This is a genomic window from Streptomyces sp. NPDC100445 (assembly GCF_044759735.1).
GTDB lineage: Bacteria > Actinomycetota > Actinomycetes > Streptomycetales > Streptomycetaceae > Streptomyces.
The window spans coordinates 178,557-201,715 of sequence record NZ_JBIVZV010000014.1; the positions used below are offsets into that span (position 1 = coordinate 178,557).

Genomic DNA, 23,159 nt, shown 5'->3' on the forward strand with positions numbered 1-23,159 from the left:
CATTCGCGAACGGCGCAACGGCGGCATACCGTCCGCCGGCCCGGGCTAACGATCACCCAGGAGACGGCCCGGTGCGTGCCCGGCACCCGCGCCGACGCCCCGCCCGGAGCCGCGCGCGGCGTCCCGCCCCACCTCACCGCGGACACCGCCCCCCATGGCGTCCCGCAGGCGGTGGGCCACGCGCGGTGCGGTACGGCGGGACACCACCGCGGGCCGCGGGCCGGCGTCCCCGCGCCGGACGTCCCCTTTCGTCGTACGCCTCGACCACAGCCCAGGAGGACCGCGGAGATGACCACCGACGTGCAGGCCAAGAGGGAAGCGTACAAGCGGGGGGAGGAACAGGGCCGTGCCGACGCCCTCGCCGGGCGGCCGTACGCCGATCCGGCCCGGGACGGGGCGCGCGGTGAGAAGGACCAGTACGCGAACGGCTACGACTGGGGCTACGAGCAGGGCCGCGCGCACAAGCTCGACCTGGTCGTCTGGCAGGAGGGCGGTGTGGAGGACGCCCCCGGGGGTCTCGGCACCACCGTCAACGTCTGTGTGCGCACCCCGAACTGGAGCGAGACGGTCGACGCCGGCGAACGCGAGCACGTGTTCACCGCCCCCACCGGGTTCCGCTGGAACGGCGTGGTGGGTGCCCAGTACAAGCGGATGGACCAGACCACGCGCGGCGGCCTGCCTCCCGTGCGGGCCACGGTCGGCGCGGACGGCCGCACGCTGACCTTCACCTACCACGTGCACCTGAACACGACCGACGACGACAAGGACTGCCTCGTCTACACCTGTGGCCTGGAGGCCGCGGACGGAGCCACGCCCGGCCGCCGCACCGACGGTGTCGCGCAGATCGGCACCGCGCCGCCGGCCAAGCTCAAGGCCGAGGTGATCGAGGACGAGGACTGAGGACGCGGACCGAGGACGAGAACCGAGAGAGCAGGGAACAGGCATCATGACCACCGTCGTCACCTCCGGCGTCTTCCCCTCCACCGCTCCGCCCGTCGCACCGCTCGACGGGCTGGGCACCGCGGACATCAGGTGGGGCAGCAACAACTCCCAGAGCGGTTACCAGTTCCGCGGTGCCGCCGCGGACGTCCAGCTCGACGGCACCGAGTTCGTCGTCGGCACCTTCGTGCACCGCAACGTCCCCACGAACGTCACCCCGAGCGTGTTCGACGTCCAGCTGACCGTCAACGTCATGTTCGAGGACGGCAGCACGACCGACCTGAACTTCAGCTTCCACCACAACGAGACGCCGAACACCACCAACTCCAGTCCGGCCGACGACGACCTGGTCGACCTCCAGACCTTCGTGCACCCGCAGCCCGTCACGATCGACGGCAAGCAGTACCGGGCGGTCCTGAGCGGGTTCAAGCGGGGCGGCCGGATCGTGCGGCAGTTCCGCAGCCCCGAGGGCGGCATCAACTTCGCCGAGGTCGTCTGCGCGTTCGCGTTCGACGAGCCCGACGTGGTGATCTCCGATCTGCGCTACCTGGGCACCGGCGCGGCCCAGGCCGACGAGTACGTCGAGATCCACAACAAGGGCGGCGCGCCGCAGGACCTGAGCGGCTGGAGCGTGCAGGCCAAGCCCACCGGGTACTCCTACCCCTTCCCACCGGGGACGGTGATCCAGCCGGGCCAGCGCTACCGCGTCTACACCAACGAGACCCACCCGCAGGACGGCGGGTTCTCCTTCGGTTCCACCGGGGAGGTCTGGCGGGACCAGGGCGGTATCGCCCGCCTCGTCGCGGACGACGGCTTCGTCGTGGACCAGCACCCCTACCTCGACAAAGGGTTCAACAAGTCCGGGACGCCGTAGGCGAGGTCACGAGGGGCCGTCCGGCGGCGGGAGCGCTCCGGTGCCCCCCGCCGCCGGACGGCCCGGGTGCCGCCGTGGGAGGACGGCACCCGCTCAGCGCGCGGGACCCCCGGTGGCGGCCAGTGCGGTCTCGACGAGGTCGGCGGCGCGCGGGGTGCCGCCCTCGGCCCGGGCGGCGGTCCGCAGCCGCTGGGAGCGGCGGATGCGTTCCGGATCCGTGAGCAGGTCGTCCAGGGCCGCGCGGAGGGTCTCGGCGGTGGCGTCGGCGGTGTCCACACGGCGGGCGACGCCGAGTTCCACGAGCCGGTCGGCGTTCATGAACCGCTCGGCCCCCCGCGGCACGGCGATCATGGGGACGCCGGTGAGGAGCCCTTCGCCGCAACCGCCCATGCCCACGTGGGTGACGAAGGCGTCGGCCTGTTTCAGGATCGCCCGCTGCGGGACCCAGGGGTGCACTTCGACAGCGGGCGGGACGGTGCCGAGTTCCCTGGGGTCGGTGTGCCTGCCGATCTGGAGCACGACGTGCCAGCCGGGCAGCTCGCCGAAGGCGGCGAGGCACCGGCGGTAGAACGCGGGCCGATGCGTGTACGCGGAGCCGAGCGAGATCAGCAGCACGCGGTCCGCGGCCGCCGGGCGGGTCCAGCCGTCCGCGTCCGCCGGGGTGTCGGAGCAGGGGCCGACGAAGGTCACCGTGCCGTTGTCGACGCGGTCGGCGTGCGGCTGCATCGCTCGGGGGATCAGGGCGAGGGTCCGGGTGGGCGGCTCGCAGAACGTGTCCACGTCGGTGGTGGTCGCACCGCAGTCGGCGAGCCACCGCGCGAACCTGTCCCGGTAGGCCCCGGCGCCCGGCAGCTTCCACAGCCGCTCCGCGACCTCCTCCTGGTAGCCGTCCCAGCCGACGAACGTCGGGGACGGCTGTACGGGGGGACGGCCCTGCGCTTCGGCGAGGGCGCGCGCGGCATGGGCACCGATGTCGTAGAGGTAGAGGTCGGCCGGATCGTCGTCGTAGGCGGCGCGCAGTCGTGGGAGTGCCTGGACGGCGTCGTCGAGGAACAGGCTCGCCGCGACGATGGGATCGGCGGGCCAGTCGTCGTCCGCGACGGGCAACGTGGAGGCGCAGGGCACCGGTTCCGCGCCGGTGGCGGCGATCCGGTCGGCCACGGACGGGTCGTTGGCGTAGGTGACCCGGTGCCCGCGGGCCACCAGTTCGCGGATGAGCCCGAGGCTGGGCAGGACGTGGCTGACGATGGGGATGCCGATCATCGCGATGTGGGCGCGGCGACGGGGCATGGGCGGTCACTCGTTCCTGGCGCGGGGCGGGTGCGGGGGTGCGGCGAGGTCGCGGTGTCAGGGCCGGTCGAGCTGCGCGGCGGCCTCCTCCGGCTCGGCGACGGTCCCCGACGTGATCGTCCGCACGTGTCCGGTGACGTGCCGCACGGGCCAGTCCCATCACGCCACGGCGAGGAGCCGCGCGACGTCCGCGGCGTCGTAGCGGGTGCGGAGGAGCCGGGCGGGGTTGCCCGCCGACGATTCCGTAGTCGGGGACATCGCCGGTGACCACGGCGCCCGCGGCGACGATCGCGCCGTGGCCGATGCGTACACCGGGCATGACCATGGCGCCGTGGCCGAACCAGACGTCGTTGCCGACGACCGTGTCGCCCCGGCCGGGCAGGTCGGTGATCAGGTCGAAGTGCTCCGCCCAGGAGCCCCCCATGGTGGGGAACGGGAAGGCGGACGGGCCGTCCATGCGGTGGTTGGCGCCGTTCATGAGGAACCGGGTGCCCGTTGCCAGGGCGCAGTACCGGCGACGAGCCGCTCGGGGCCGTAGTGGTGGAGGACGTTGTGCGTCTCGAACGCGGTCGGGCCGTCCGGGTCGTCGTAGTAGGAGAAGTCACCGACCTCGAGGACGGGGAGCCGGCCCGTCATCGGCGACCGGGTTCGTGACGGCGGCGTCCGGGGCAGCGCTGCCTGCCAGCGCAACTCCATGGTTCTTAGTGCGGCGGGGAGGAGCGGCGGTGGCGGCGGGCCTCGGCCCGGCGGCGGTCCCCCACTCGGCGGCGGTCGGGCCCCTCGTAGTTGAAAGAGGGATCAAGGTAACCGATCAACGAACGGGTGTGAGAATTCGGTGAAGGTTGGTGATCGCGCCGTTATTCCCAAGATCTCCGGTGTACGCGACAGCAGACCCCGGGGGACGGTCCGAAGTGGGGGCGGTGTGGGCCGGGATCTAGGCTTTTGGTGTTGGAGCAGCGTCTCGTCGGTGCGGTCTGTTCAGTCATGAGGGATGTCCCGTTGAACTTCTGGTCGATCTATCAGCACGGCTTCGCGCGGGTCGCCGCGTGCACGGGCCACACCGTCATCGCCGACCCCCGGGCCAACGCCGCGGCGGTGCTGCGCCAGGCCCGCCGGTGCGCGGACGAGGGCGTCGCCGTCGCCGTCTTCCCCGAGCTGGGCCTCACCGGCTATTCGGTCGAGGACCTGCTCCTCCAGGACGCGCTGCTGGACCAGGTCGAGGAAGGGCTCGCCGAGGTCGTCGCCGGGTCGGCCGAGCTGCTGCCGGTGCTGGTCGTCGGTGCCCCGCTGCGGCACCGCAACCGGATCTACAACTGCGCGGTGCTGGTGCACCGCGGGCGAGTTCTCGGTGTCGTGCCGAAGTCCTACCCGCCGACCTACCGGGAGTTCTACGAGCGCCGGCAGCTCGCCGACGGGCACGACGAGCGCGGCGGGACGATCCGCGTCGGGGGCGTGTCCGTGCCGTTCGGGGTGGACCTGCTGTTCGCCGCCGACGACGTGCCCGGGCTGGTGGTGCACACGGAGATCTGCGAGGACATGTGGGTGCCGGTGCCGCCGAGCGCCGAGGCCGCGCTCGCCGGCGCGACCGTGCTGCTCAACCTGTCCGGCAGCCCCATCACCGTCGGACGGGCCGAGGACCGCAAGCTGCTGTGCCGCTCGGCGTCCTCACGCTGCCTCGCCGCCTACGTGTACGCCGCGGCCGGACTGGGCGAGTCCACCACCGACCTGTCCTGGGACGGACAGACCATGATCTTCGAGAACGGGGTGCTGCTCGCCGAGACCGAGCGGTTCCCGGCCGACGATGGTTACGCGGTGGCCGACGTGGACCTCGACCTGCTGCGCCAGGAGCGGCAGCGGATGGGCACCTTCGACGACAACCGCCGGACCCACCGGGCGCGCACCGGCGACTTCCGCACCGTCGGGTTCCGGCTGGAGCCGCCGGTCACCGACCTCGGGCTGAAGCGGCGCGTGGAGCGGTTCCCGTTCGTGCCGGCCGACCCCGAGCGGCTCGCCCTGGACTGCTACGAGGCCTACAACATCCAGGTCGCCGGGCTCCAGCAGCGGCTCGCCGCGATCGGCGGGCCCAAGGTCGTCATCGGGGTGTCGGGCGGCCTGGACTCCACGCACGCGCTGATCGTGGCCGCCCGGGCCATGGACCGCGCCGGCCGGCCGCGCAGCGACATCCTCGCGTTCACCCTGCCCGGCTTCGCCACCAGCGACCACACCAAGGACAACGCCCACACGCTGATGCGGGCGCTCGGCGTCACCGCGGCCGAGCTGGACATCACGCCGACCGCGCGGCTGATGCTCCAGGAGATCGGCCACCCCTTCGCCTCCGGTGAGCCGCAGTACGACGTCACCTTCGAGAACGTCCAGGCCGGATTGCGCACGGACTACCTGTTCCGGCTGGCCAACCAGCGCGGCGGCATCGTGCTGGGCACCGGGGACCTCTCCGAGCTGGCGCTCGGCTGGTCCACGTACGGCGTCGGCGACCAGATGAGCCACTACAACGTCAACTCCGGCGTGCCGAAGACCTTCATCCAGCACCTGATCCGCTGGGTGATCGGCAGCGGCCAGTTCGACGAGGAGACCGGCGCGGTGCTGGCCGCGATCCTGGACACGGAGATCAGCCCGGAGCTGGTGCCGGGCGAGGAGATGCAGTCGACCGAGTCCCGGATCGGGCCGTACGCGCTGCACGACTTCACCCTGTTCCAGGTGCTGCGCTACGGCCTGCGCCCGTCCAAGATCGCCTTCCTGGCCTGGCACGCCTGGCACGACGCGGAGTCCGGCGCGTGGCCGCCCGGTTTCCCCGAGGCCAAGCGGGTCGCCTACGACCTGGCGGAGATCCGGCGCTGGCTGGAGGTGTTCTGCCGCCGCTTCTTCGCGTTCTCGCAGTTCAAGCGCTCGGCCATGCCGAACGGGCCGAAGGTCTCGGCGGGTGGCTCGCTCTCCCCGCGCGGCGACTGGCGGGCCCCGTCCGACGGCAACGCCGAGGCGTGGCTGCGGGACCTGGACCGCTTCGACTTCGACGACGCGGGCGCCGGCCGGTAGGGCCGTCAGGTGTTCCAGGTCTCGTCGTAGGGGTCGCGCGGTGCCGGGACCGGCCGTGCCGCGGTGACGCGCAGGTACGGGACCGGGCCGGCGTTGACGGGGTCGCGGGCCAGACGGGGGGCGTACGTGCCCGTCACCTCCAGCCAGGCGTCCGGCCGCAGCACCGGCGGCAGCGCGCCGGTGAGGGCGATCTTCACCGGCTGGGCGTCCGCGGCGCAGCAGTTGAGTGCCATGCGCACCAGGTAGGGCCGGCCCTTGCCGTCCAGCGCGAGGAAGCCGGTGACGCGTACCGCGCGGCCGTGCAGCGAGCGGCCGTGGCCGTAGGCCGCGCGGGAGGCGTAGTCCACCACGGACAGCGGCACCGGGTTCCCGGCGGGCAGCGGGCCGTAGGCGTACGGCTTCTGGAGCGCCGTGCCCGAGCGCAGGGCGCTGTAGGAGCCGAGGGCCGGCGGGGCGATGAGGATCAGCGCGAGGAGCGGGAGCAGGAGCAGCCACGCGACGCGCGGTTCGGGGTGCTCGCCGGTCCGGGCGCGCCGGTGGCGGCGAAGCTCGTACCAGGCCGTGGCCAGGGCCGCCGCGATCAGCACCGCGCCCGCGGCCAGCACCAGCGGGCGCAGGCCCGCCTTGACGTAGCGCAGGTACAGGTCGGTGGTGCCCGCGTGCAGCAGGGCCCCGCCGAGCAGGAACAGGACGGCCGCCTGCGCCTGGCGGTTCACAGCAGCACCGCCCCGGTCAGCACGGCGCCGGTGACGGCCAGCGCGAAGGTGGCGGGGGCGAAGCGCAGGGCGAACGCGCGGCCGAAGGTGCCGGCCTGCATCGCGAACAGTTTCAGGTCGATCATCGGGCCCACCACCAGGAACACCAGCTTGGCCGTCGGGGAGAACTGGGTGAGGGACGCCGCGACGAACGCGTCCGCCTCCGAGCAGATGGACAGCAGGACGGCCAGGACCGCCAGGGCGAGCACCGAGACCGACGGGTCGCCGGCGGCCTCGCGCAGCCAGGTCGCCGGCACCGCCGACTTCAGCGTGGCCGCGGCCGTCGCGCCGATGACCAGGAAACCGCCGGCGTGCATGACGTCGTGGCGGACCGCGCCCCAGAACGCCTCCCCCCGGGTGGCGCCCCCGTGCGCGCCGTGGGCCGGCGGGCGCAGCCAGTCCGTGCGGCCGAGCCGCTGCCAGAGCCAGCCCATCGCGCAGGCCACCAGGAGACTGGCCGCGAACCGGGCCAGGACCATCTCCGGGTGCCCGGGAAAGGCGATGGCGGTGGCGGTCAGCACGACCGGGTTGATCGCGGGCGCGGACAGCAGGAAGGCGAGCGCGGCGGCGGGGGTGACACCCCGGCGGACCAGGGCGCCCGCCACCGGCACCGACGCGCACTCGCAGCCCGGCAGCACCGCGCCCGCCAGGCCCGCCACGGGGACCGCCAGGGCGGGGCGGCGGGGCAGGGCGCGCGCGAAGAAGGACGCCGGGACGAACACCGCGATCGCCGCCGACAGCAGCACGCCGAGGACCAGGAACGGCAGCGCCTGGACGGTCACGGCCACGAACACCGTCGTCCAGGTCTGCATCAGCGGCGTGCCGAGCAGGCCGCGGAGCGGGGACTGCGCGAGGACGGCCCCGAGCAGGAGCAGCGTCAGCAGCAGCGGCGAACTGAGCCGCCGGCCCTCGCCCTCCGGCGGCTCACCGCGGGGGTCGGTGTCCGCGCCGGGCGGGGCGTCCTCGGTGATGGCCACTGGTGTTCCCTCCGGCTGCTGCTGTGCCTCCCCTGGTTACGCGGATCGCCGCACGGGTGTTCAGGGCATTGCGGGAACCACTCGACTCCTTGGGGCACTCTTTCCCCTCGTGACGAGCGTTCCGTACCAAGGGGGGCCGGGTGGCCCGGCGGCACACATGGTGGTGTGCGGTGACGACGGGCTCGCGCACCGGCTGGCCGCCGAGTTGCGCGGGGTCCACGGCGAGCGGGTCACCCTCGTGGTGCCGCCGAACGAGCGCACCGTCCGGCCCCCCGTGGTCGGACGGGCCCGGGCGGCCTCGGCGGCCCTGTTCGACCGCGTGGTCAGTGCCGCGGTCGGCTCCGTGGGCCGGACCGGCGCGGCGGGGCAGCCCGCCGGCCCGGCCGCCGGGCACCGCCCGGACGGCGAGGGCGTGCTGGAGGCCTTCGAGCTGACGGAGGCGGTGCTCGCGGAGGCCGGGGTGGCCCGCGCCACCGCCCTGGCCCTCGTGTACGACGACGACGAGACCAACATCCGTGCCGCGCTGACCGCCCGCCGGCTCAACCCCCGGCTGCGGCTCGTCCTGCGGCTCTACAACCGGCGGCTGGGCCAGCACGTCGGCGAACTCCTCGACCAGGCCGCCGCGCTGGCCGCCGGGGCCGACGCGGACGGCGGGACGGGCGGGGACGGCCCGGAGGCCTCCACGACCGTGCTGTCCGACGCGGACACCGCCGCGCCCGTGCTGGCCGCCACCGCCGTCGCCGGCACCAGCAAGGTCGTCCAGGCCGAGGGGCTGCTGCTGCGGGCGGTGGAACGCCCCCTGTCCGCGGACGGACCCGACGCCGACTCCGGGCTGTGCACCTTGGCCCTGCTGTCCGGCGGCGACCGGGCCGGCGCCGACGGAGCGGACGGCGGCGGACCGGACGGCGGCGGGGAGCAGCAGCCCCGGCTGCTGCCCGGTGACGAGGAGGTGCGGCAGGCCGCCGGCCGGCAGGCGGTGGTGCTGGAGCAGGTCTTGGCCACGGGCGGCACGGAACCCGCGGCGCCCGCCCGCGGCGTGACCGGCGTACCGCCGCTGGCCTCGCTCTTCTCCCGTCGGCTGCGCTGGTCCGTGGCCGGCCTGGTGGGGTGTGTCGTCGCGCTCGCCGTCGCCCTGTGGCTGGTGACCGGCATCCATCCGCTGCGGGCCTTCTACGTCACCCTGCTGGACCTCCTCGCCATCGACGAGCCGGCCCTGCGCGCGTCCCTGGGCCGGCAACTGCTCCAGCTCCTCTCCGCGTTCGTGGGGCTGCTGCTCCTGCCGGTGCTGCTGGCCACCGCGCTGGAGGCGTTCGGCACCTTCCGCACCGCCTCCGCCCTGCGCAAGCCGCCCCGCGGCCTCACCGGGCACGTGGTCCTGCTCGGACTCGGCAAGATCGGCACCCGGGTGCTGACCCGGCTGCGGGAACTCGACGTCCCCGTGGTGTGCGTCGAGGCCGACCCGGAGGCACGGGGGCTGGCCACCGCGCGCCGGCTGCGGGTGCCGGTGGTGCTCGGTGACGTCACCCAGGAAGGCGTCCTGGAGGCCGCCAAGATCCATCGGGCGCGGACGCTGCTCGCGGTGACCAGCGCCGACACCACCAACCTGGAGGCGGTGCTGTACGCGCGGACCGTACGGCCCGATCTGCGGGTCGTCCTCAGGCTGTACGACGACGACTTCGCCACCGCCGTCTACCGCACCCTGCGGGCCGCGCACCCGCAGGCGCTCACCCGGAGCCGCAGCGTGACCCACCTGGCCGCCCCCGCGTTCGCCGGCGCGATGATCGGCCGGCAGGTGCTCGGGGCCGTCGCCGTGGAGCGCCGGGTGCTGCTGTTCGCCGCGGTCGACGTGGACGGGCACCCGCAGCTGGAGGGGCGATCCGTGCGGGAGGCGTTCCGGGCCGGGTCCTGGCGGGTGCTGGCGCTGCTGGGCCGGTCCGGCACGCCGGCCGGGCACGTGCTGGAGAAGGGCGACCGGGTGGTGGTCGCCGCCACCCGCCGGGGGCTCGCCGAACTGCGGTGAGCCCCCGGACCGGCCGGCGCGTCACGGCGCCAGGTGGCGCCGCGCGAACTCCAGCTCCAGCCGCACCTGCTTGATCCGCTCCTCGACCACCAGGGAGCCGTGCCCCGCGTCGTACCGGTACACCTCGTGGGCCGCGCCGCGGGCCTCCAGCCGTTCGACGTAGTTGTCGATCTGGCGGATCGGGCAGCGGGGGTCGTTGACGCCCGCCGAGATGTGGACCGGGGCCTTGACCTGGTCGACGTAGGTCAGCGGGGACGACGCCTCGAAGCGGTCCGGGACCTCCTCCGGGGTGCCGCCCAGCAGGGTGCGGTCCATGGCCTTCAGGGCTTCCATCTCGTCGTGGTACGCGGTGACGTAGTCCGCGACCGGCACCACCGCGATGCCCACCGCCCACGTCTCGGGCTGGGTGCCGAGGCCGAGCAGGGTGAGGTAGCCGCCCCAGGAGGCGCCGGTGAGGACGAGGCGGGCGGGGTCGGCGAGACCCGAGGAGACCGCCCACTCGCGCACCGCGGCCACGTCCTCCAGCTCGATCAGGCCGACCCGGTGCTTGAGGGCGTCGGTCCAGGCGCGGCCGTAGCCGGTGGAGCCGCGGTAGTTGACGCGGACGACCGCGTAGCCGTGGTCGACCCAGGCCGCCGGGCCCGCGGCGAAGGAGTCGCTGTCGTGCCAGGTGGGACCGCCGTGCAGGTCGAAGACGGTGGGCAGGGGGCCGGTCGCGCCGGCCGGCTTCTGGATCAGGGCGTGGATGCGGCCGCCCGGGCCCTCCACCCAGGCGTCCTCCACGGCCACCGACGGCGGGCAGGCCATGCCCGGCGGGTCCAGCACGACCCCGCCGGCCGTGGAGCGCACCACCGGCGGCCGGGCGGCCGAGGACCACAGGTACTCCACGCTGCCGTCGGGGCGGGCCGTCGCACCGGAGACCGTGCCGGGCGGGGTGGGGATGCGGGTCAGCGCGCGGGACGCCAGGTCGTAGCGGAACAGCTCGCTGCGGGCCTCGAAGCCGTGCGCGACGAGCAGCGCCGAACCGTCCGGGTACCACTCGGCGCTGACGTCGCCGGGCAGGTCCAGCGCCAGGTCGGTCTCCTCGCCCGTCGCCACGTCCCAGACCAGCGGCTCCCAGCGGCCCCGGCGCTGGTGCCCGACGAGCAGCCGGGTGTCGCCGTCGACCGGGGCGAAGCCCAGCACCTCCAGGCCCAGCTCCTCGGTGCCGCCCCTGGTGTCGTCCAGCTCGGCGACGGGCGTGCCGTCCGGCCGCAGGACGCGCAGCGCGGCGTGCATGGCGTCGCCGTGCTCGGTGTGCTCGACGGCGATCAGGGTGCCGTCGTGGGAGATGTCGCCGACCCCCGCCGACTCGCGGTGCCGGTAGATCTCCACCGGGTCCCCGCCCTCGCGGGCCAGGTGGATCGTGGTGCCGTCCTCGTCCGTGGAGCGGCCGACGACCGCCGTGCGGCCGTTCCGGGACAGGGCCAGGCCGGCCGGGTAGGACGGGGCGAGGCCGGGGACGGCGGGCTCGTCCGGGCCGCCCGCGAAGGGCTGGCGGCGCCAGATCCCGAACTCGTCGCCGTCCTTGTCGTCGAACCACCAGATCCACGCGCCGTCCGGGGACAGGACGCCGTCCGTGGTGCCGTTCGGCCGGTCCGTCGCCTGCCGCTGGCCGCCCGTCGCGCGGTCCCACGCGTACAGCTCGTACGTCCCCGTCGCGTTCGACACGAACAGGGAGCGGTCCGGCGCGTCCTCGGCCCAGTCGGGCAGCGACACGCGCGGTGCCCGGAACCGCTTCTCCCAGTCCGGCATGTCCGGTGTGCCCGGCGTCCTGCTCTCACTCATCGCCCCAGTCATGCGCCCATACTGCCTGGCCGCGGCGGTTTCCGGTGCCGGGTGCCCCCAGCCTGTGGACAACTTCCCGGACGCGGCCGCGGGGCAGGGGCGCCCCGCGGCCGAGGAGCCGGGGCGGGCGCCGTACCGTGGAGGGCGTGTACCGGTTTCTGCTGACTCCCCGCTGGTGGGGCATCAACGTCTTCGTGCTGCTCGCCATCCCCTTCTGCGTCTTCATGGGGTCCTGGCAGTTGAGCCGGTTCGAGGACCGGGTGCAGGACCACCGGGCGGTGACCGAGCGGGTCGCGTCCGCCCGGGACGAGGCCGCTCGTCCGCTGGCCGCGATGCTCCCCGTCGACCAGGCCACCGCCGGACGCCGGGTCACCGCGAGCGGGCGGTACGGCAAGCAGCTGCTGGTGCCGGCCCGGGAGCTGGACGGCCGGCGCGGTTTCTACGTCCTCACCCTGCTGCGGACCGGCTCCGGCAGGGCGCTGCCCGTGGTCCGGGGGTGGCTGCCCGGTACGGCGGACCCCGCGAAGGCGCCCGCGCCGCCCCGGGGCGAGGTCACCGTCACCGGGGCCCTGGAGGCGTCCGAGACGCCCGGCAGCGACGGGGTCGGCGCGCAGGGCGGCCTCCCCGCGGGCCAGACCGGGGTCATCAGCTCGGCGGCCCTGGTCAACCTGGTGCCGTACCGGCTGTACGACGCCTGGGTCACGCTGGACCACGCCGACGCGGGGATGAAGGCGGTGCCCGCGACCGCGCCGGCCGGCTCGGGACTGGACCTGAAGGCGTTCCAGAACCTCGGCTACACCGGCGAGTGGTTCGTCTTCGCGGGGTTCGTGGTGTTCATGTGGTTCCGGTTGCTGCGGCGCGAGGTGGAGGCCCAGCGGGACGCCGATCTGGGCCTGCTGACCGCGGACCACCCGGCGCCCGTGTCCGGCGGCTGACCGGCCACCGGCCCGGAGACGGGCCGCCGGCCCGGCCGCCGGCCCCGCGTCACGTCCCGGCCAGTACCCCGGTGTAGTAGACCGTCCCGGCGCACGCCCCGGACACCGTCGCCGTGGCCGTCGGGGAACCCGGGGCCGCCGTGTGGGTCAGCAGGATGCTGCCGTCCGCCGTGCCGTCCTCGGTGACGAGCTGCGGCGTCGTACCCACCGAGGCGCCGGGGTCGGTCGTGCCGCCGGCGGCGTCCGTGCCGCCCTGGGTCGGCGTCGGGTCCGGTGTGGGCTCGCCCGTCTCGGTGCCGCCGGTGCTGCCGTCGCCGGTGGTGGGACAGGTCTCCGAGGGCACGAAGGCGAACTTCTCCTGGTAGGCCGCGCCGGGCTGGAGGATCAGCCCGGAGACCTCCTGGGACGGGTCGGGCAGCGCCGCCGCCGCGTCCCCGGCCACGTGTCGGGCGGAGACGATCTTGGCCGGGTCGGCGGCGCCCAGCGCGGTGGGCGTGACGGTGCCCGGTCCGCCGAGGGTGCAGGCGGTGCCGGAGACGTTGACGACGCGGAAGACGCCGTAGACGACGCCCGTGGTGTCCGGCGCGTCGGCGGTGCCGGTGGCGGAGCCCAGCTGGGCCGCCGTGCACGGCGTGACGCCCGGTGCGGCGGTGGCCGGCGGGTTGACGCCGCCGGTGGAACCGCCGCCGGTGTGGCCGCCCTTGTCCTTCTCCCCGTGCTTGCCGGGGGTCTTGTCCGGCTTGGCCGTCGCGGCGCCGGTGTCCTTCGGGCCGCTCTTGTCGTCGCCCTTGTCCTTGCCGTGGCTCGTGCCGCTCTGGGCCTGGGAGGACTGGCCGGCCATGGCGGTGTTGGGGTCGGAGCCGCCGGCGTAGGAGACGTGGACGAGGGCCGGGACGGCGGTGCCGATGAACAGGGCCGCCGCGGCCGCGCCCACCAGGGCCTGCCGCTTGCGGGCGCGCCGCGCGGGCACGGCCCGGCGCAGGTGGTCCAGGGTGCCGGTGCTCGGTTCGATGCCGTCGACCGCCGAGTGCAGCAGCCGGCGCAGGGCCAGCTCGTCGGAGCCGAGCGGGTCCGGTCCGTCGAGTGCCTCGGGCCCGTCGCCGGTGCTGCCGGAGTCGTCGGGACGGGGGCCGGACCCCTCGGGGCCCTTGTCGTCGGGGCCGTGGTTCACAGTTGCTTTCCCAGCGTGCGATGGCGTGTGCTCTTGCCCGTACCGTTGCGTCGGCTCGTGCCAGGCGTAGGGCTCGTGACGTTCGTGGGAGTGACGTTCGTGGGAGTGACCGTCATGCGGTTCGCCCCCTTCGGCGCGGTCGTTCATGCCGATGCCTCCATGACCACCCGCAGCGCGGCGATGCCCCGCGAGCCGTACGCCTTGACGGAGCCCAGCGATATGCCGAGGGTCTCGGCGACCTGGGCCTCGGTCATGTCCGCGAAGTAGCGCAGCACGAGCACCTCGCGCTGGCGGCGCTGGAGGCCCTTCATCGCCTTGATGAGGTCGCGGCGTTCCAGCTGGTCGTAGGCGCCCTCCTCCGCGCTGGCCATGTCGGGCATCGGCTTGGCGAGGAGCTTCAGGCCGAGGATGCGCCGGCGCAGCGTGGAGCGGGAGAGGTTGACGACCGTCTGGCGCAGGTAGGCGAGGGTCTTCTCGGGGTCGCGGACGCGCTTGCGGGCCGAGTGGACGCGGATGAAGGCCTCCTGGACGACGTCCTCGCAGGAGGCGGTGTCGTCGAGGAGGAGGGCGGCGAGGCCGAGCAGGGAGCGGTAGTGCGCCCGGTAGGTCTCGGTGAGGTGGTCGACGGTCGTGCCGGCGGTCACGGAAGCCTGGGCGGACCCGGCCTCCTCGGTGCCGTCACGCTGACTGGGTATGTGGGCCGGCCGCGCTGCGGGCATGGGCGCGATCACCGGCATGCCGCCGGGCGTGCGGGGCCTGAGCGCCGCACGGGGCGGCCGCAGGGCCGTGCCGGTGCGGGCCACACTGAGTTCGAGTACCTCTGCCACGCCAGTTGGACACGTAGCCCCCCTCGGGGGTTGTACGTGCCGGGCGTCACATGTGCGACAACCGACGGTGCCTCAAGTGCCGTCATGCGTCCCGCTCTTCCCTCATGTCCCATTTGAACGGGCGTCCCCACGCCCCGATCACGGCGTCCCCACGCCAGGATCATCACGCCCCCAGGTCCCGCAAGGGTGACCGCAAAGACGCTCCCCGCCCTCCGTACGGTTGCGGGGAGCGGGGAGGCACATCCTCCGTCGCGAGGGGAGACCGGTTCAAGTGGTCGCGATCACGCACCGGGCCACACTTCGCACACAGATCCTACGCAGGGGCTAACCGCGGCCCGCCGGCTCGGCCGCGATCACCTCCGCGATCTGCACGGCGTTCAGCGCGGCGCCCTTGCGCAGGTTGTCGCCGCACACGAAGAGTTCGAGGGCGGCCGGGTCGTCCAGGGCCCGGCGCACCCGGCCGACCCAGGTCGGGTCCGTGCCCACCACGTCGGCGGGGGTGGGGAACTCGCCGGCCTCCGGGTCGTCGCAGAGCACGACGCCGGGCGCGGTGGCGAGGATCTCGCGGGCACCGTCGACCCCCACCTCGCGCTGGAAGCGGGCGTGGACGGTCAGCGAGTGGGTGGTGACCACCGGCACCCGCACACAGGTCACGGCGACCGGCAGCCGCGGCAGTCCGAGGATCTTGCGGGTCTCGTCGCGGACCGCCATCTCCTCCGACGACCAGCCGTCCTCCCGCAACGCCCCGGCCCACGGGACGACGTTGAGCGCGACCGGCTCCGGGAACGGCCCGGTGCCGTCCCCGACGGCCCGCCGTACGTCCCCGGGTTTGGTGCCCAGTTCGGTGCCGGCCACCAGGGACAGCTGGGAGCGCAGCGTCTCCACCCCGGCCCGGCCGGCCCCGCTCACCGCCTGGTACGACGAGACGACCAGTTCCCGCAGCCCGAACTCGGCGTGCAGAGCGCCCAGGGCGACGATCATCGTCAGGGTCGTGCAGCCGGGGTTGGCGACGATCCCGCGCGGGCGGGAGCGCACGGTGTGCGGGTTGACCTCGGGGACGGCCAGGGGCACGTGCGGGTCCATCCGGAACGCCCCGGAGTTGTCGACGACGACCGCGCCGCGCGCGGCGGCGACCGGCGCCCACACGGCGGCGACCTCGTCGGGGACGTCGAACAGGGCGATGCCGACCCCGTCGAAGGCCTCCTCCGACAGGGCCACCACCTCGGTCTCCGCCCCGCGCACGGACAGCTTGCGGCCGGCCGAGCGCGGGGAGGCGATCAGCCGGATCTCGCCCCAGACGTCCGCCCGCTGGGACAGGATCTGGAGCATGACCGTGCCGACGGCCCCGGTCGCCCCGACGACCGCGAGCGTCGGCCTCCCGGTCGGCGCCATCAGCGGCCGGTGCCTCCGTAGACGACGGCCTCGTCGGTGTCGGAGTCGAGCCCGAAGGCGGTGTGCACGGCGCGGACGGCCTCCGCCACGTCGTCGGCGCGGGTGACGACCGAGATGCGGATCTCGGAGGTCGAGATCAGCTCGATGTTCACGCCGGCGTTGCTCAGCGCCTCGAAGAAGGAGGCGGTGACGCCCGGGTTGGTCTTCATGCCGGCGCCGACCAGGGAGATCTTGCCGATCTGGTCGTCGTAGCGCAGCGAGTCGAAGCCGATGCCGGACCGGTTGCGCTCCAGCGCGTCGATGGCCTTGCGGCCCTCGGTCTTCGGCAGGGTGAAGGAGATGTCCGTCAGGCCCGTGGAGGCGGCGGACACGTTCTGCACGACCATGTCGAGGTTGATGGCGGCGTCGGCGATGGTCCGGAAGATGGCGGCGGCCTCGCCCGGCTTGTCCGGCACACCGACGACCGTGATCTTGGCCTCGGAGGTGTCGTGCGCGACACCGGAGATGATGGCCTGCTCCACCTGCTTGTCCCCAATCGGCTCACTGCTGACCCATGTGCCCTGGAGCCCGCTGAAGCTGGACCGGACGTGGATCGGGATGTTGTAGCGGCGGGCGTACTCCACACAGCGGTGGAGGAGCACCTTGGAGCCGGAGGCCGCCAGCTCCAGCATGTCCTCGAAGGAGATCCAGTCGATCTTCTTCGCCTTCTTCACCACGCGCGGGTCGGCGGTGAACACGCCGTCGACGTCGGTGTAGATCTCGCAGACCTCGGCGTCGAGGGCGGCGGCGAGCGCCACGGCCGTCGTGTCGGAGCCGCCGCGGCCCAGCGTGGTGATGTCCTTCTTGTCCTGGCTCACACCCTGGAAACCGGCGACGATCGCGATGTTGCCCTCGTCCAGCGCGGTGCGGATGCGGCCCGGGGTGACGTCGATGATCCGGGCCTTGTTGTGGACCGAGTCGGTGATGACACCCGCCTGGCTGCCGGTGAAGGACTGCGCCTCGTGGCCGAGGTTCTTGATCGCCATCGCCAGCAGGGCCATGGAGATCCGCTCTCCGGCGGTCAGCAGCATGTCGAACTCCCGGCCGGCAGGCATCGGAGACACCTGCTCGGCGAGATCGATCAGCTCGTCCGTCGTGTCGCCCATCGCGGAAACGACGACGACAACCTGGTTGCCGTTCTTCTTCGCTTCCACGATCCGCTTGGCGACGCGCTTGATGCCCTCGGCATCGGCTACGGAGGAGCCTCCGTACTTCTGCACGACAAGGCCCACGTGCGCTCCTCGCTCGGTTCGTTTGTGTCGGCTCAGTTTACCGAGCGTCCGTATCCCACCATCGCGCTCCCGCATGGTGAGACGCCGGACGCCCGCTACCGCCACCTGCCCGGCGCGCCGCCCGGCACGCGGAACGTGCCCGGGCTCACAGCGCGCGCCGGCCGGTCAGGTCGCCGGCCGGATGCCCAGCGGGTCACCGATCTCCTGGGCCATCACCCGGCCCGCCTCGAACTCCAGCGTCTCGTCGCCGAGGCCCGCCTGGTCGGTGTCGAGGCCGTCCAGCTCCTCCAGCGGCTGGTTCAGGCGGACGTGGATCAGGACCGACTGGAGGGCGCGCAGCACCGCGGAGGCCATCGGCCCCCAGTTGGAGAAGTAGGAGAACTGCCACCACCACAGGGCCTCGGTGGTGCGGCCCGCACGGTAGTGGACCATCCCGTGCCGCAGGTCGGTGATGATGTCGGCGAGGTCGTCGGAGATCCGCCCGGGCACCGGCGCCTTGCGGGGCTCGTACGGGTCGAAGACCTCGGAGTAGACGTCGACGGGGTCCAGGAGACGCGCGAAGTTCTCGCGGATGGTGTCCACGTCCGGTTCGGGGCCCGGGTCGGGCTCGTAGCGGTCGTCGGGGACGATGTCCTCGTGCGCGCCGAGCCGGCCGCCGGCCAGCAGGAGCTGGGAGACCTCCAGGAGGAGGAAGGGCACCGTCGAGCCGGGCTCGTCCCCCTTGGCCACCTCCGTGACGGCCACCAGGAAGCTCTCGACCTGGTCCGCGATCTGGACCACGAAATCGTCCGGGTTCTGCGCCGAGGCGTGCAGTGTGGCGTCAGACATCTAGGAGTCGTCTCCCCTCGAAGGCGCGGCCGAGGGTCACCTCGTCCGCGTATTCCAGGTCGCCGCCCACAGGGAGGCCGCTGGCCAGGCGGGTGACCTTCAGGCCCATGGGCTTGATCATGCGGGCGAGGTACGTCGCCGTGGCCTCGCCCTCCAGGTTGGGATCCGTGGCAAGGATCAGTTCCGTGACCGTCCCGTCGGCCAACCGCGCGAGAAGTTCCCGGATACGCAGGTCGTCGGGTCCGACTCCCTCGATCGGGCTGATCGCGCCGCCCAGCACGTGGTAGCGGCCGCGGAACTCGCGGGTCCGCTCGATCGCGACGACGTCCTTCGGCTCCTCCACCACGCAGATGACGGAGCGGTCGCGGCGCGCGTCACGGCAGATGTTGCACAGCTCCTCCTGCGCCACGTTGCCGCACGTCGCGCAGAACCGGACCTTCGCCTTCACCTCCAGCAGGGCGTGCGCGAGCCGCTTCACGTCGGCCGGCTCCGCCTGGAGGATGTGGAAGGCGATCCGCTGCGCGCTCTTGGGACCGACGCCGGGCAGCCGCCCCAGCTCGTCGATGAGGTCCTGGACCACGCCTTCGTACAACGGACTGCCTTTCCTGGAGACCTTTCGGTACGTACGGTAGTCGGCACCCGCCTCCGCTCGGAAGGCGCCGGGGTCAGAACGGCAGGCCCGGGATGCCGCTGCCGCCGCCCAGCCCCTGCGCCAGCGGGCCGAGCTTCTGCTGCTGGAGCGCCTGCGCGTTCTCGTTGGCCGCCTGGACGGCCGCCACGACCAGGTCGGCGAGGGTCTCGGTGTCCTCCGGGTCCACCGCCTCGGGGTCGATCCGCAGCGCGCGCAGCTCCCCGGAACCGGTCACCGTGGCCCGCACCAGACCGCCACCGGCCTGCCCGTCGACCTCCGTGTTCGCCAGTTCCTCCTGCGCCTGCTGGAGGTCCTGCTGCATCTTCTGGGCCTGCTGGAGCAACTGCTGCATGTTGGGCTGGCCACCGGGGATCACGATCAGCTCCTCGCCGTCTTCTCCGACGTCCCTCACGACGTCTTCCTTCTCCGTCCTGACTGAGCCTACGTGGTCCACGCGGCCATCGCCGCGCCACTCTTTCGAGTGAGAACCACGGGAGTCCTATACCTGATCAAGACGCACTTCCGGGCGGAAAAGCCGGGGAAGCTCCCTCCCCGCCACCCGTTGGGCGGTAGGAAGGTGGCCGCGCGTCGGCAGGGCATGTCACGCGATGTGACCGGTCGTGATCAGTAGGGAGTGCCGGGTGGGTCAGCCGGAGATGCAGCCCGAGGGTCCGCCTCAGGACGGGCGGGGCGAGGGCGCGGCCGGGCTGCGGCCGGGCGACCTGACCGGGCGGGACTTCCCGCTCGGCGACTGGGCGGAACCCGCCGAACGGCTGGACGAGCTGTACCGGTGGGTCGAGGACCGGGCGCTGGAGACGGCCGCGTGGTACCTGCGGGACCGGGTGCGCAAACGGCGCGGGGCGCGGGTGCTGCGGGCGGGCACGGCGGCCGGGGCCGTGGTGGGCGCGGCGCTGCCCCTGCTGGACCTCACCGGGGCGGCCGGCGGTATCGCGCCCTGGGGCTGCCTGTCCCTGCTGCTCGCGGCCTCCTGCACCGGCGTCGACCGGTTCTTCGGGCTCACCTCCGGCTGGATGCGGGACGTGGCGACCGCGCAGGCGGTGCAGCGGCGGCTCCAGGCGCTCCGGTTCGACTGGGCGTCGGAGTGCGTGCGGGAGGTGCTGGGGCCGGCGGAGGGCACGGCGAGCGAGGCGGCCGAGCGGTGCCTGTCGGTGCTGCGGCGGTTCTCGGAGGACGTCACCGAGCTGATGCGCGCGGAGACGACCGACTGGATGGTCGCGTTCCGCACGGGTTCGGTACCGCTGGGCATCCAGACGGCGGTGACGTCGGTGCCACGCCAGGAGACCGGGGGCCCCGGCAGCCGCTTCCCGCTGCCACCGGCGAACGGCAGCCGACCCAACATGCCCCGACAACGCCCCCCCGAACCACGCTGACCACCCGGCCCCCGGTCGCCCGAGAGGAGGGCCCCCGTCGGCCGGGGCCCCGGCCGACGGGGGCGGTGAAGATGCCGAGCGGCACGGACGGGTGGCCCAGGACGGCGTCCTCGGACGAGTCGTCGGCGTGGCGCTCCAGCCCCGACTGGGTGGGTCCGCCCGAGCCGCGCCGGCACCGCCCCCGGTCATCCACAGGTCCCCCAGCCCGAGACCGGGCGCGGCGGCGGGCCGGGGTGTCCCGGTCGAGGGGGCGGGAAGCTGCCGGGGGCCGGGCAGATGGGTCCAGGACGGTGTCCTCGACGTGGCGTCCGGTCGACCACGGCCACCGGGCACCGCAGGCGGCAGCCCCGAGGCGGTGGGTCCACCCGCCAGCGCCTGCCCGAGCCACGCTGGTCACCCCGCCGGAGGCCACCCGGCCCGAGACCGGGCGCGGCGGCGGGCCGGGGATGTCGGCCGACGGAGGCGGTGAAGACGCCGAGCGGCACGGGCGGGTGGTTCAGGACGGCGTCCTCGGAGGAGTCGTCGGCGTGACGCGCTGCGACCAGGCGGTCGGACACCACTGGCGGCAGCCCGGAGGCGGCGGGTCCGCCCGAGCCGCGCCGGCCGCGCCGCCCCCGGTCACCCACCGGTCCCCCCGGACCGAGACCGGGTGCTGCGCCGAGCCGGGGACCCCCGGTCGACGGAGCGGGAAGCTGCCGGGGGGCCAGGACGGCGTCCTCGGCGTGGCACTCCGGTCGAGCACGGCCGCCGGACACCACACGCGGCAACCTCGGCGCGGCGGGTGCACCCCGCAGCGCCTACCCGAGCCGCGCCGGCCATCCCCGGTCACCCACAGGTCGCCCAGCCCGGGACCGGGCGCCGCTGGGAGTCCCCGGTGTCTCACAGTTCGCGGCGTCGATCACTGCTTGCGGTAGGTCAGGCTTTCTCCGCCGTCCGCCTTCGCGCGCTTCAGGCGGCCGTCCGGCAGCAGGGTGACCTCGGTGGCCTCGCCGGGCGAGCAGGAGGATGCGGGCGCGCCGCTGGTGACGGTGGAGGGACCGATCTCCAGGGGCCCGCCGGTGCCGGGCTCCGCGGCGAGGCTGCCCGTGAAGACGCAGTGGTACGTCCCGCCGGCGTCGGTGGGCCCGTCCGCGACCAGTGACAGCACGGCGTCGCCCACCCCGCCCTGGCGGATGGTGAGTTCGCGGGTGTGGGAGCCGTCGGCGTTGTCGATGGTGGTCCGCCAGGAGCCCAGGTAGGCGTCCGGGACCGCGCCCGCCGCGGAGCCGGACGCCGACGGCGTGGCGGTGCCCGGCGTGGACGCCCCGGAGGTGACCGGGGGCGCGGAGGTGACGGTGGGGGCGGGTCCGGCCGTGCCGCCGCCCTTGCCGTCGGGGGCACCGCCGTTCTTCATCAGCGCGTACACCGAGCCGCCCGCGCCCAGCGCGACGACCAGGGCGATCACGACGAGCAGCGCGGTGGACCGGCCGTTGCGCCGCTCCGTCTCCGCCGGCATCCCGGTGGTCGTCGGCCCGTACGGCGGGGTGTGCCCGGAGCCGCCGGCGTACGGGTTGTACGGCTGCGGCGCGCCGCCCCAGCCCCCGGCGCCGGACTGCTGCGGGTGACTGTGGGCGGCGGGCCCGGGGTGCTGCCGCGGACAGCCGTACGCGGACCCGTACGCGTCGGGCGCGGCACCGAACCCGGGCGGCACCGGCGGCGCGCCGGACGGGAGCGCCGGGGCGGTGACCGCGGCGGGCGGGTGTCCGGCACCTCCGGGCGGCACCGGGCCGGCGGACCGGGCCGGCGGACCGTCGGACACGGCGGCGTGCTCGGGGGAGGCGGCTGCCTGCCCGGGGAACGCGCCCGCGCCCGGGAAGGGCGCCCGGCCCGCACCGGCACCCCGGTCCGGCGTCGTCCCCGCTTGCCGCCGGGGCGGCGCGAGCGGGAAATCGTCCGCCCGGACACCCACGTCCGCGTCGGACGGCACCGGCGCCGGACCGCCGCCCTCCGGGCTCTCCGTCTCCAGCAGCCGTACGGCGTGCCGGCCCAGCTGCGCGACGAGCGAGCCGGGCAGCCAGGGGTCCCGGGACCGCCCGTCGGCCACGGTCTCCTGCGCCCCGGTGCGCTCCAGGACCGCGTCCAGCGAGGGCCGCGCGCCGGGGTCCTTGCGCAGGCAGTCCCGGACCAGGTCGGCGATCCCCTCCGGGACCCCCGTCAGGTCCGGCTCCTCCTGGGCGATCCGGAACATCAGCGCGTGCACCCCGCTGTCGGCGCTCCCGAACGGCATCGCCCCGGTCGCCGCGTAGGCCAGCACGGACCCCAGGCAGAACACGTCGCAGGCCGGTGTGATCCGGTCCCCGCGGACCTGCTCGGGCGCCATGAACCCGGGCGACCCGACGAGCGACCCGGTCCGGGTCAGCCCCTCCCCGGCGGCGGTGGCCGTCTCCAGGGCGCGCGCGATGCCGAAGTCGATCACGCGTGGCCCGTCGATGGTCACCAGCACGTTCGACGGTTTCAGGTCCCGGTGCACGATCCCCGCCGCGTGGATGTCCTCCAGCGCGTGCGCGAGGCCCGCCGCCAGGATCCGCACCGACCGCTCGGGCAGCGGCCCGTGGTCGTGCCCGACGACCCGCTGGAGGCTCGGCCCGGCCACGTACCCGGTCGCCACCCACGGCACGGGCGCCTCGGTGTCCGCGTCGAGCACGGGCGCGGTCCAGTACCCGCCGACGCGCCGCGCGGCCCGCACCTCCTGCCGGAACCGCGCCCGGAACTCCTCCCGGGCGGCCAGTTCCGCGCGGACGAGTTTCACGGCGACGGTGCGTCCCCGTTCCGACCGGGCCAGGAACACCTGCCCCATGCCGCCCGCGCCGAGCCGCGCCAGCAGCCGGTAGGACCCGATCTCCCGGGGGTCCCCCGGTCCCAGCTTCTCCATCCCCGCGCCGCCTTCCCCCCCATAGGTCGCAACGGACCGAGAATAGTGCGGGGGGCGCGGCGGCGGCAC

Annotated in this window: 18 protein-coding genes and 1 pseudogene; 6 read left to right on the forward strand and 13 right to left on the reverse strand. The window is 74.2% G+C overall.

From position 1 onward, the window contains the following. Positions 1-288: 288 nt before the first annotated feature. Both ACIQVT_RS29640 and ACIQVT_RS29645 read left to right on the forward strand, forming a co-directional pair. Positions 289-900, forward strand: coding sequence for a hypothetical protein (locus tag ACIQVT_RS29640; RefSeq protein WP_403760748.1), 612 nt, complete (start codon positions 289-291; stop codon positions 898-900). A gap of 46 nt (positions 901-946) precedes the next feature. Continuing rightward, a complete protein-coding gene (locus ACIQVT_RS29645) occupies positions 947-1,813 on the forward strand; it encodes a choice-of-anchor K domain-containing protein (RefSeq protein ID WP_403760751.1) in 867 nt (288 codons plus the stop codon). Positions 1,814-1,906: 93 nt separating this feature from the next. Here ACIQVT_RS29645 and ACIQVT_RS29650 read toward each other — a convergent pair whose 3' ends face one another. Continuing rightward, positions 1,907-3,103, reverse strand: coding sequence for a macrolide family glycosyltransferase (locus tag ACIQVT_RS29650; protein WP_403760754.1), 1,197 nt, complete (start codon positions 3,101-3,103; stop codon positions 1,907-1,909). 57 nt (positions 3,104-3,160) lie between these two features. After that, positions 3,161-3,739, reverse strand: a pseudogene (locus ACIQVT_RS29655) (CatB-related O-acetyltransferase). A 348-nt stretch (positions 3,740-4,087) separates the two neighbouring features. On the opposite strand from ACIQVT_RS29655, the gene ACIQVT_RS29660 reads away from it, so the two are divergent. Next, positions 4,088-6,154, forward strand: a complete 2,067-nt coding sequence (locus tag ACIQVT_RS29660; RefSeq protein ID WP_403760760.1) for an NAD(+) synthase — start codon at positions 4,088-4,090, stop codon at positions 6,152-6,154. 5 nt (positions 6,155-6,159) lie between these two features. On the opposite strand, the gene ACIQVT_RS29665 is transcribed toward ACIQVT_RS29660, so the two are convergent. Together ACIQVT_RS29665 and ACIQVT_RS29670 are read right to left on the reverse strand one after the other, a co-directional pair. Beyond that, entirely contained in the window at positions 6,160-6,870 is a 711-nt protein-coding gene (locus ACIQVT_RS29665; protein ID WP_403760763.1) for a TIGR03943 family putative permease subunit, read from the reverse strand. After that, positions 6,867-7,886, reverse strand: coding sequence for a permease (locus ACIQVT_RS29670; protein WP_403760766.1), 1,020 nt, complete (start codon positions 7,884-7,886; stop codon positions 6,867-6,869). Before ACIQVT_RS29670 ends, ACIQVT_RS29665 begins: the two co-directional genes overlap by 4 nt. A 157-nt stretch (positions 7,887-8,043) precedes the next feature. On the opposite strand from ACIQVT_RS29670, the gene ACIQVT_RS29675 reads away from it, so the two are divergent. Then, on the forward strand, positions 8,044-9,906 hold the full coding sequence (locus ACIQVT_RS29675; RefSeq protein ID WP_403761049.1) for an NAD-binding protein: 1,863 nt from the start codon (positions 8,044-8,046) through the stop codon (positions 9,904-9,906). Between the two features lie 21 nt (positions 9,907-9,927). On the opposite strand, the gene ACIQVT_RS29680 is transcribed toward ACIQVT_RS29675, so the two are convergent. Further along, positions 9,928-11,700 (reverse strand): prolyl oligopeptidase family serine peptidase, encoded by a 1,773-nt coding sequence (locus ACIQVT_RS29680; protein WP_403761052.1) that lies wholly within the window; start codon positions 11,698-11,700, stop codon positions 9,928-9,930. A 179-nt stretch (positions 11,701-11,879) separates the two neighbouring features. Between ACIQVT_RS29680 and ACIQVT_RS29685 the strand changes: the two genes are divergently transcribed. Continuing rightward, on the forward strand, positions 11,880-12,668 hold the full coding sequence (locus ACIQVT_RS29685; protein ID WP_403760769.1) for an SURF1 family protein: 789 nt from the start codon (positions 11,880-11,882) through the stop codon (positions 12,666-12,668). A gap of 49 nt (positions 12,669-12,717) precedes the next feature. On the opposite strand, the gene ACIQVT_RS29690 is transcribed toward ACIQVT_RS29685, so the two are convergent. From ACIQVT_RS29690 to ACIQVT_RS29720, 7 genes are all read right to left on the reverse strand, one after another. Continuing rightward, the gene (locus tag ACIQVT_RS29690) at positions 12,718-13,839 is read right to left on the reverse strand and encodes a hypothetical protein (RefSeq protein ID WP_403760773.1); all 1,122 of its coding nucleotides are present in this window, start codon (positions 13,837-13,839) and stop codon (positions 12,718-12,720) included. Positions 13,840-13,982: 143 nt separating this feature from the next. Next, complete coding sequence (locus ACIQVT_RS29695; RefSeq protein ID WP_403760775.1) at positions 13,983-14,666, reverse strand: SigE family RNA polymerase sigma factor; 684 nt, start codon at positions 14,664-14,666, stop codon at positions 13,983-13,985. A 324-nt stretch (positions 14,667-14,990) separates the two neighbouring features. After that, positions 14,991-16,058 carry an aspartate-semialdehyde dehydrogenase gene (locus ACIQVT_RS29700; protein WP_403760778.1) on the reverse strand — a complete coding sequence of 356 codons (1,068 nt, stop codon included), beginning with the start codon at positions 16,056-16,058 and terminating at the stop codon, positions 14,991-14,993. After that, positions 16,058-17,329, reverse strand: coding sequence for an aspartate kinase (locus tag ACIQVT_RS29705; protein ID WP_121787698.1), 1,272 nt, complete (start codon positions 17,327-17,329; stop codon positions 16,058-16,060). Before ACIQVT_RS29705 ends, ACIQVT_RS29700 begins: the two co-directional genes overlap by 1 nt. A gap of 165 nt (positions 17,330-17,494) precedes the next feature. Further along, entirely contained in the window at positions 17,495-18,157 is a 663-nt protein-coding gene (locus ACIQVT_RS29710; RefSeq protein ID WP_403760782.1) for a DUF5063 domain-containing protein, read from the reverse strand. Next, complete coding sequence (gene recR / locus ACIQVT_RS29715; protein ID WP_403760785.1) at positions 18,150-18,749, reverse strand: recombination mediator RecR; 600 nt, start codon at positions 18,747-18,749, stop codon at positions 18,150-18,152. The genes ACIQVT_RS29710 and recR overlap by 8 nt, the downstream gene beginning before the upstream one ends. 73 nt (positions 18,750-18,822) lie before the next feature. After that, positions 18,823-19,164: a YbaB/EbfC family nucleoid-associated protein gene (locus ACIQVT_RS29720; RefSeq protein ID WP_403761055.1), complete on the reverse strand. Its 342-nt coding sequence runs from the start codon at positions 19,162-19,164 to the stop codon at positions 18,823-18,825. A 265-nt stretch (positions 19,165-19,429) separates the two neighbouring features. Between ACIQVT_RS29720 and ACIQVT_RS29725 the strand changes: the two genes are divergently transcribed. Then, positions 19,430-20,179 carry an SLATT domain-containing protein gene (locus tag ACIQVT_RS29725; protein ID WP_403760788.1) on the forward strand — a complete coding sequence of 250 codons (750 nt, stop codon included), beginning with the start codon at positions 19,430-19,432 and terminating at the stop codon, positions 20,177-20,179. A gap of 898 nt (positions 20,180-21,077) precedes the next feature. Here the strand turns inward: ACIQVT_RS29725 and ACIQVT_RS29730 are convergent. Further along, entirely contained in the window at positions 21,078-23,090 is a 2,013-nt protein-coding gene (locus ACIQVT_RS29730) for a protein kinase (protein ID WP_403760791.1), read from the reverse strand. Positions 23,091-23,159 lie beyond the last annotated feature (69 nt).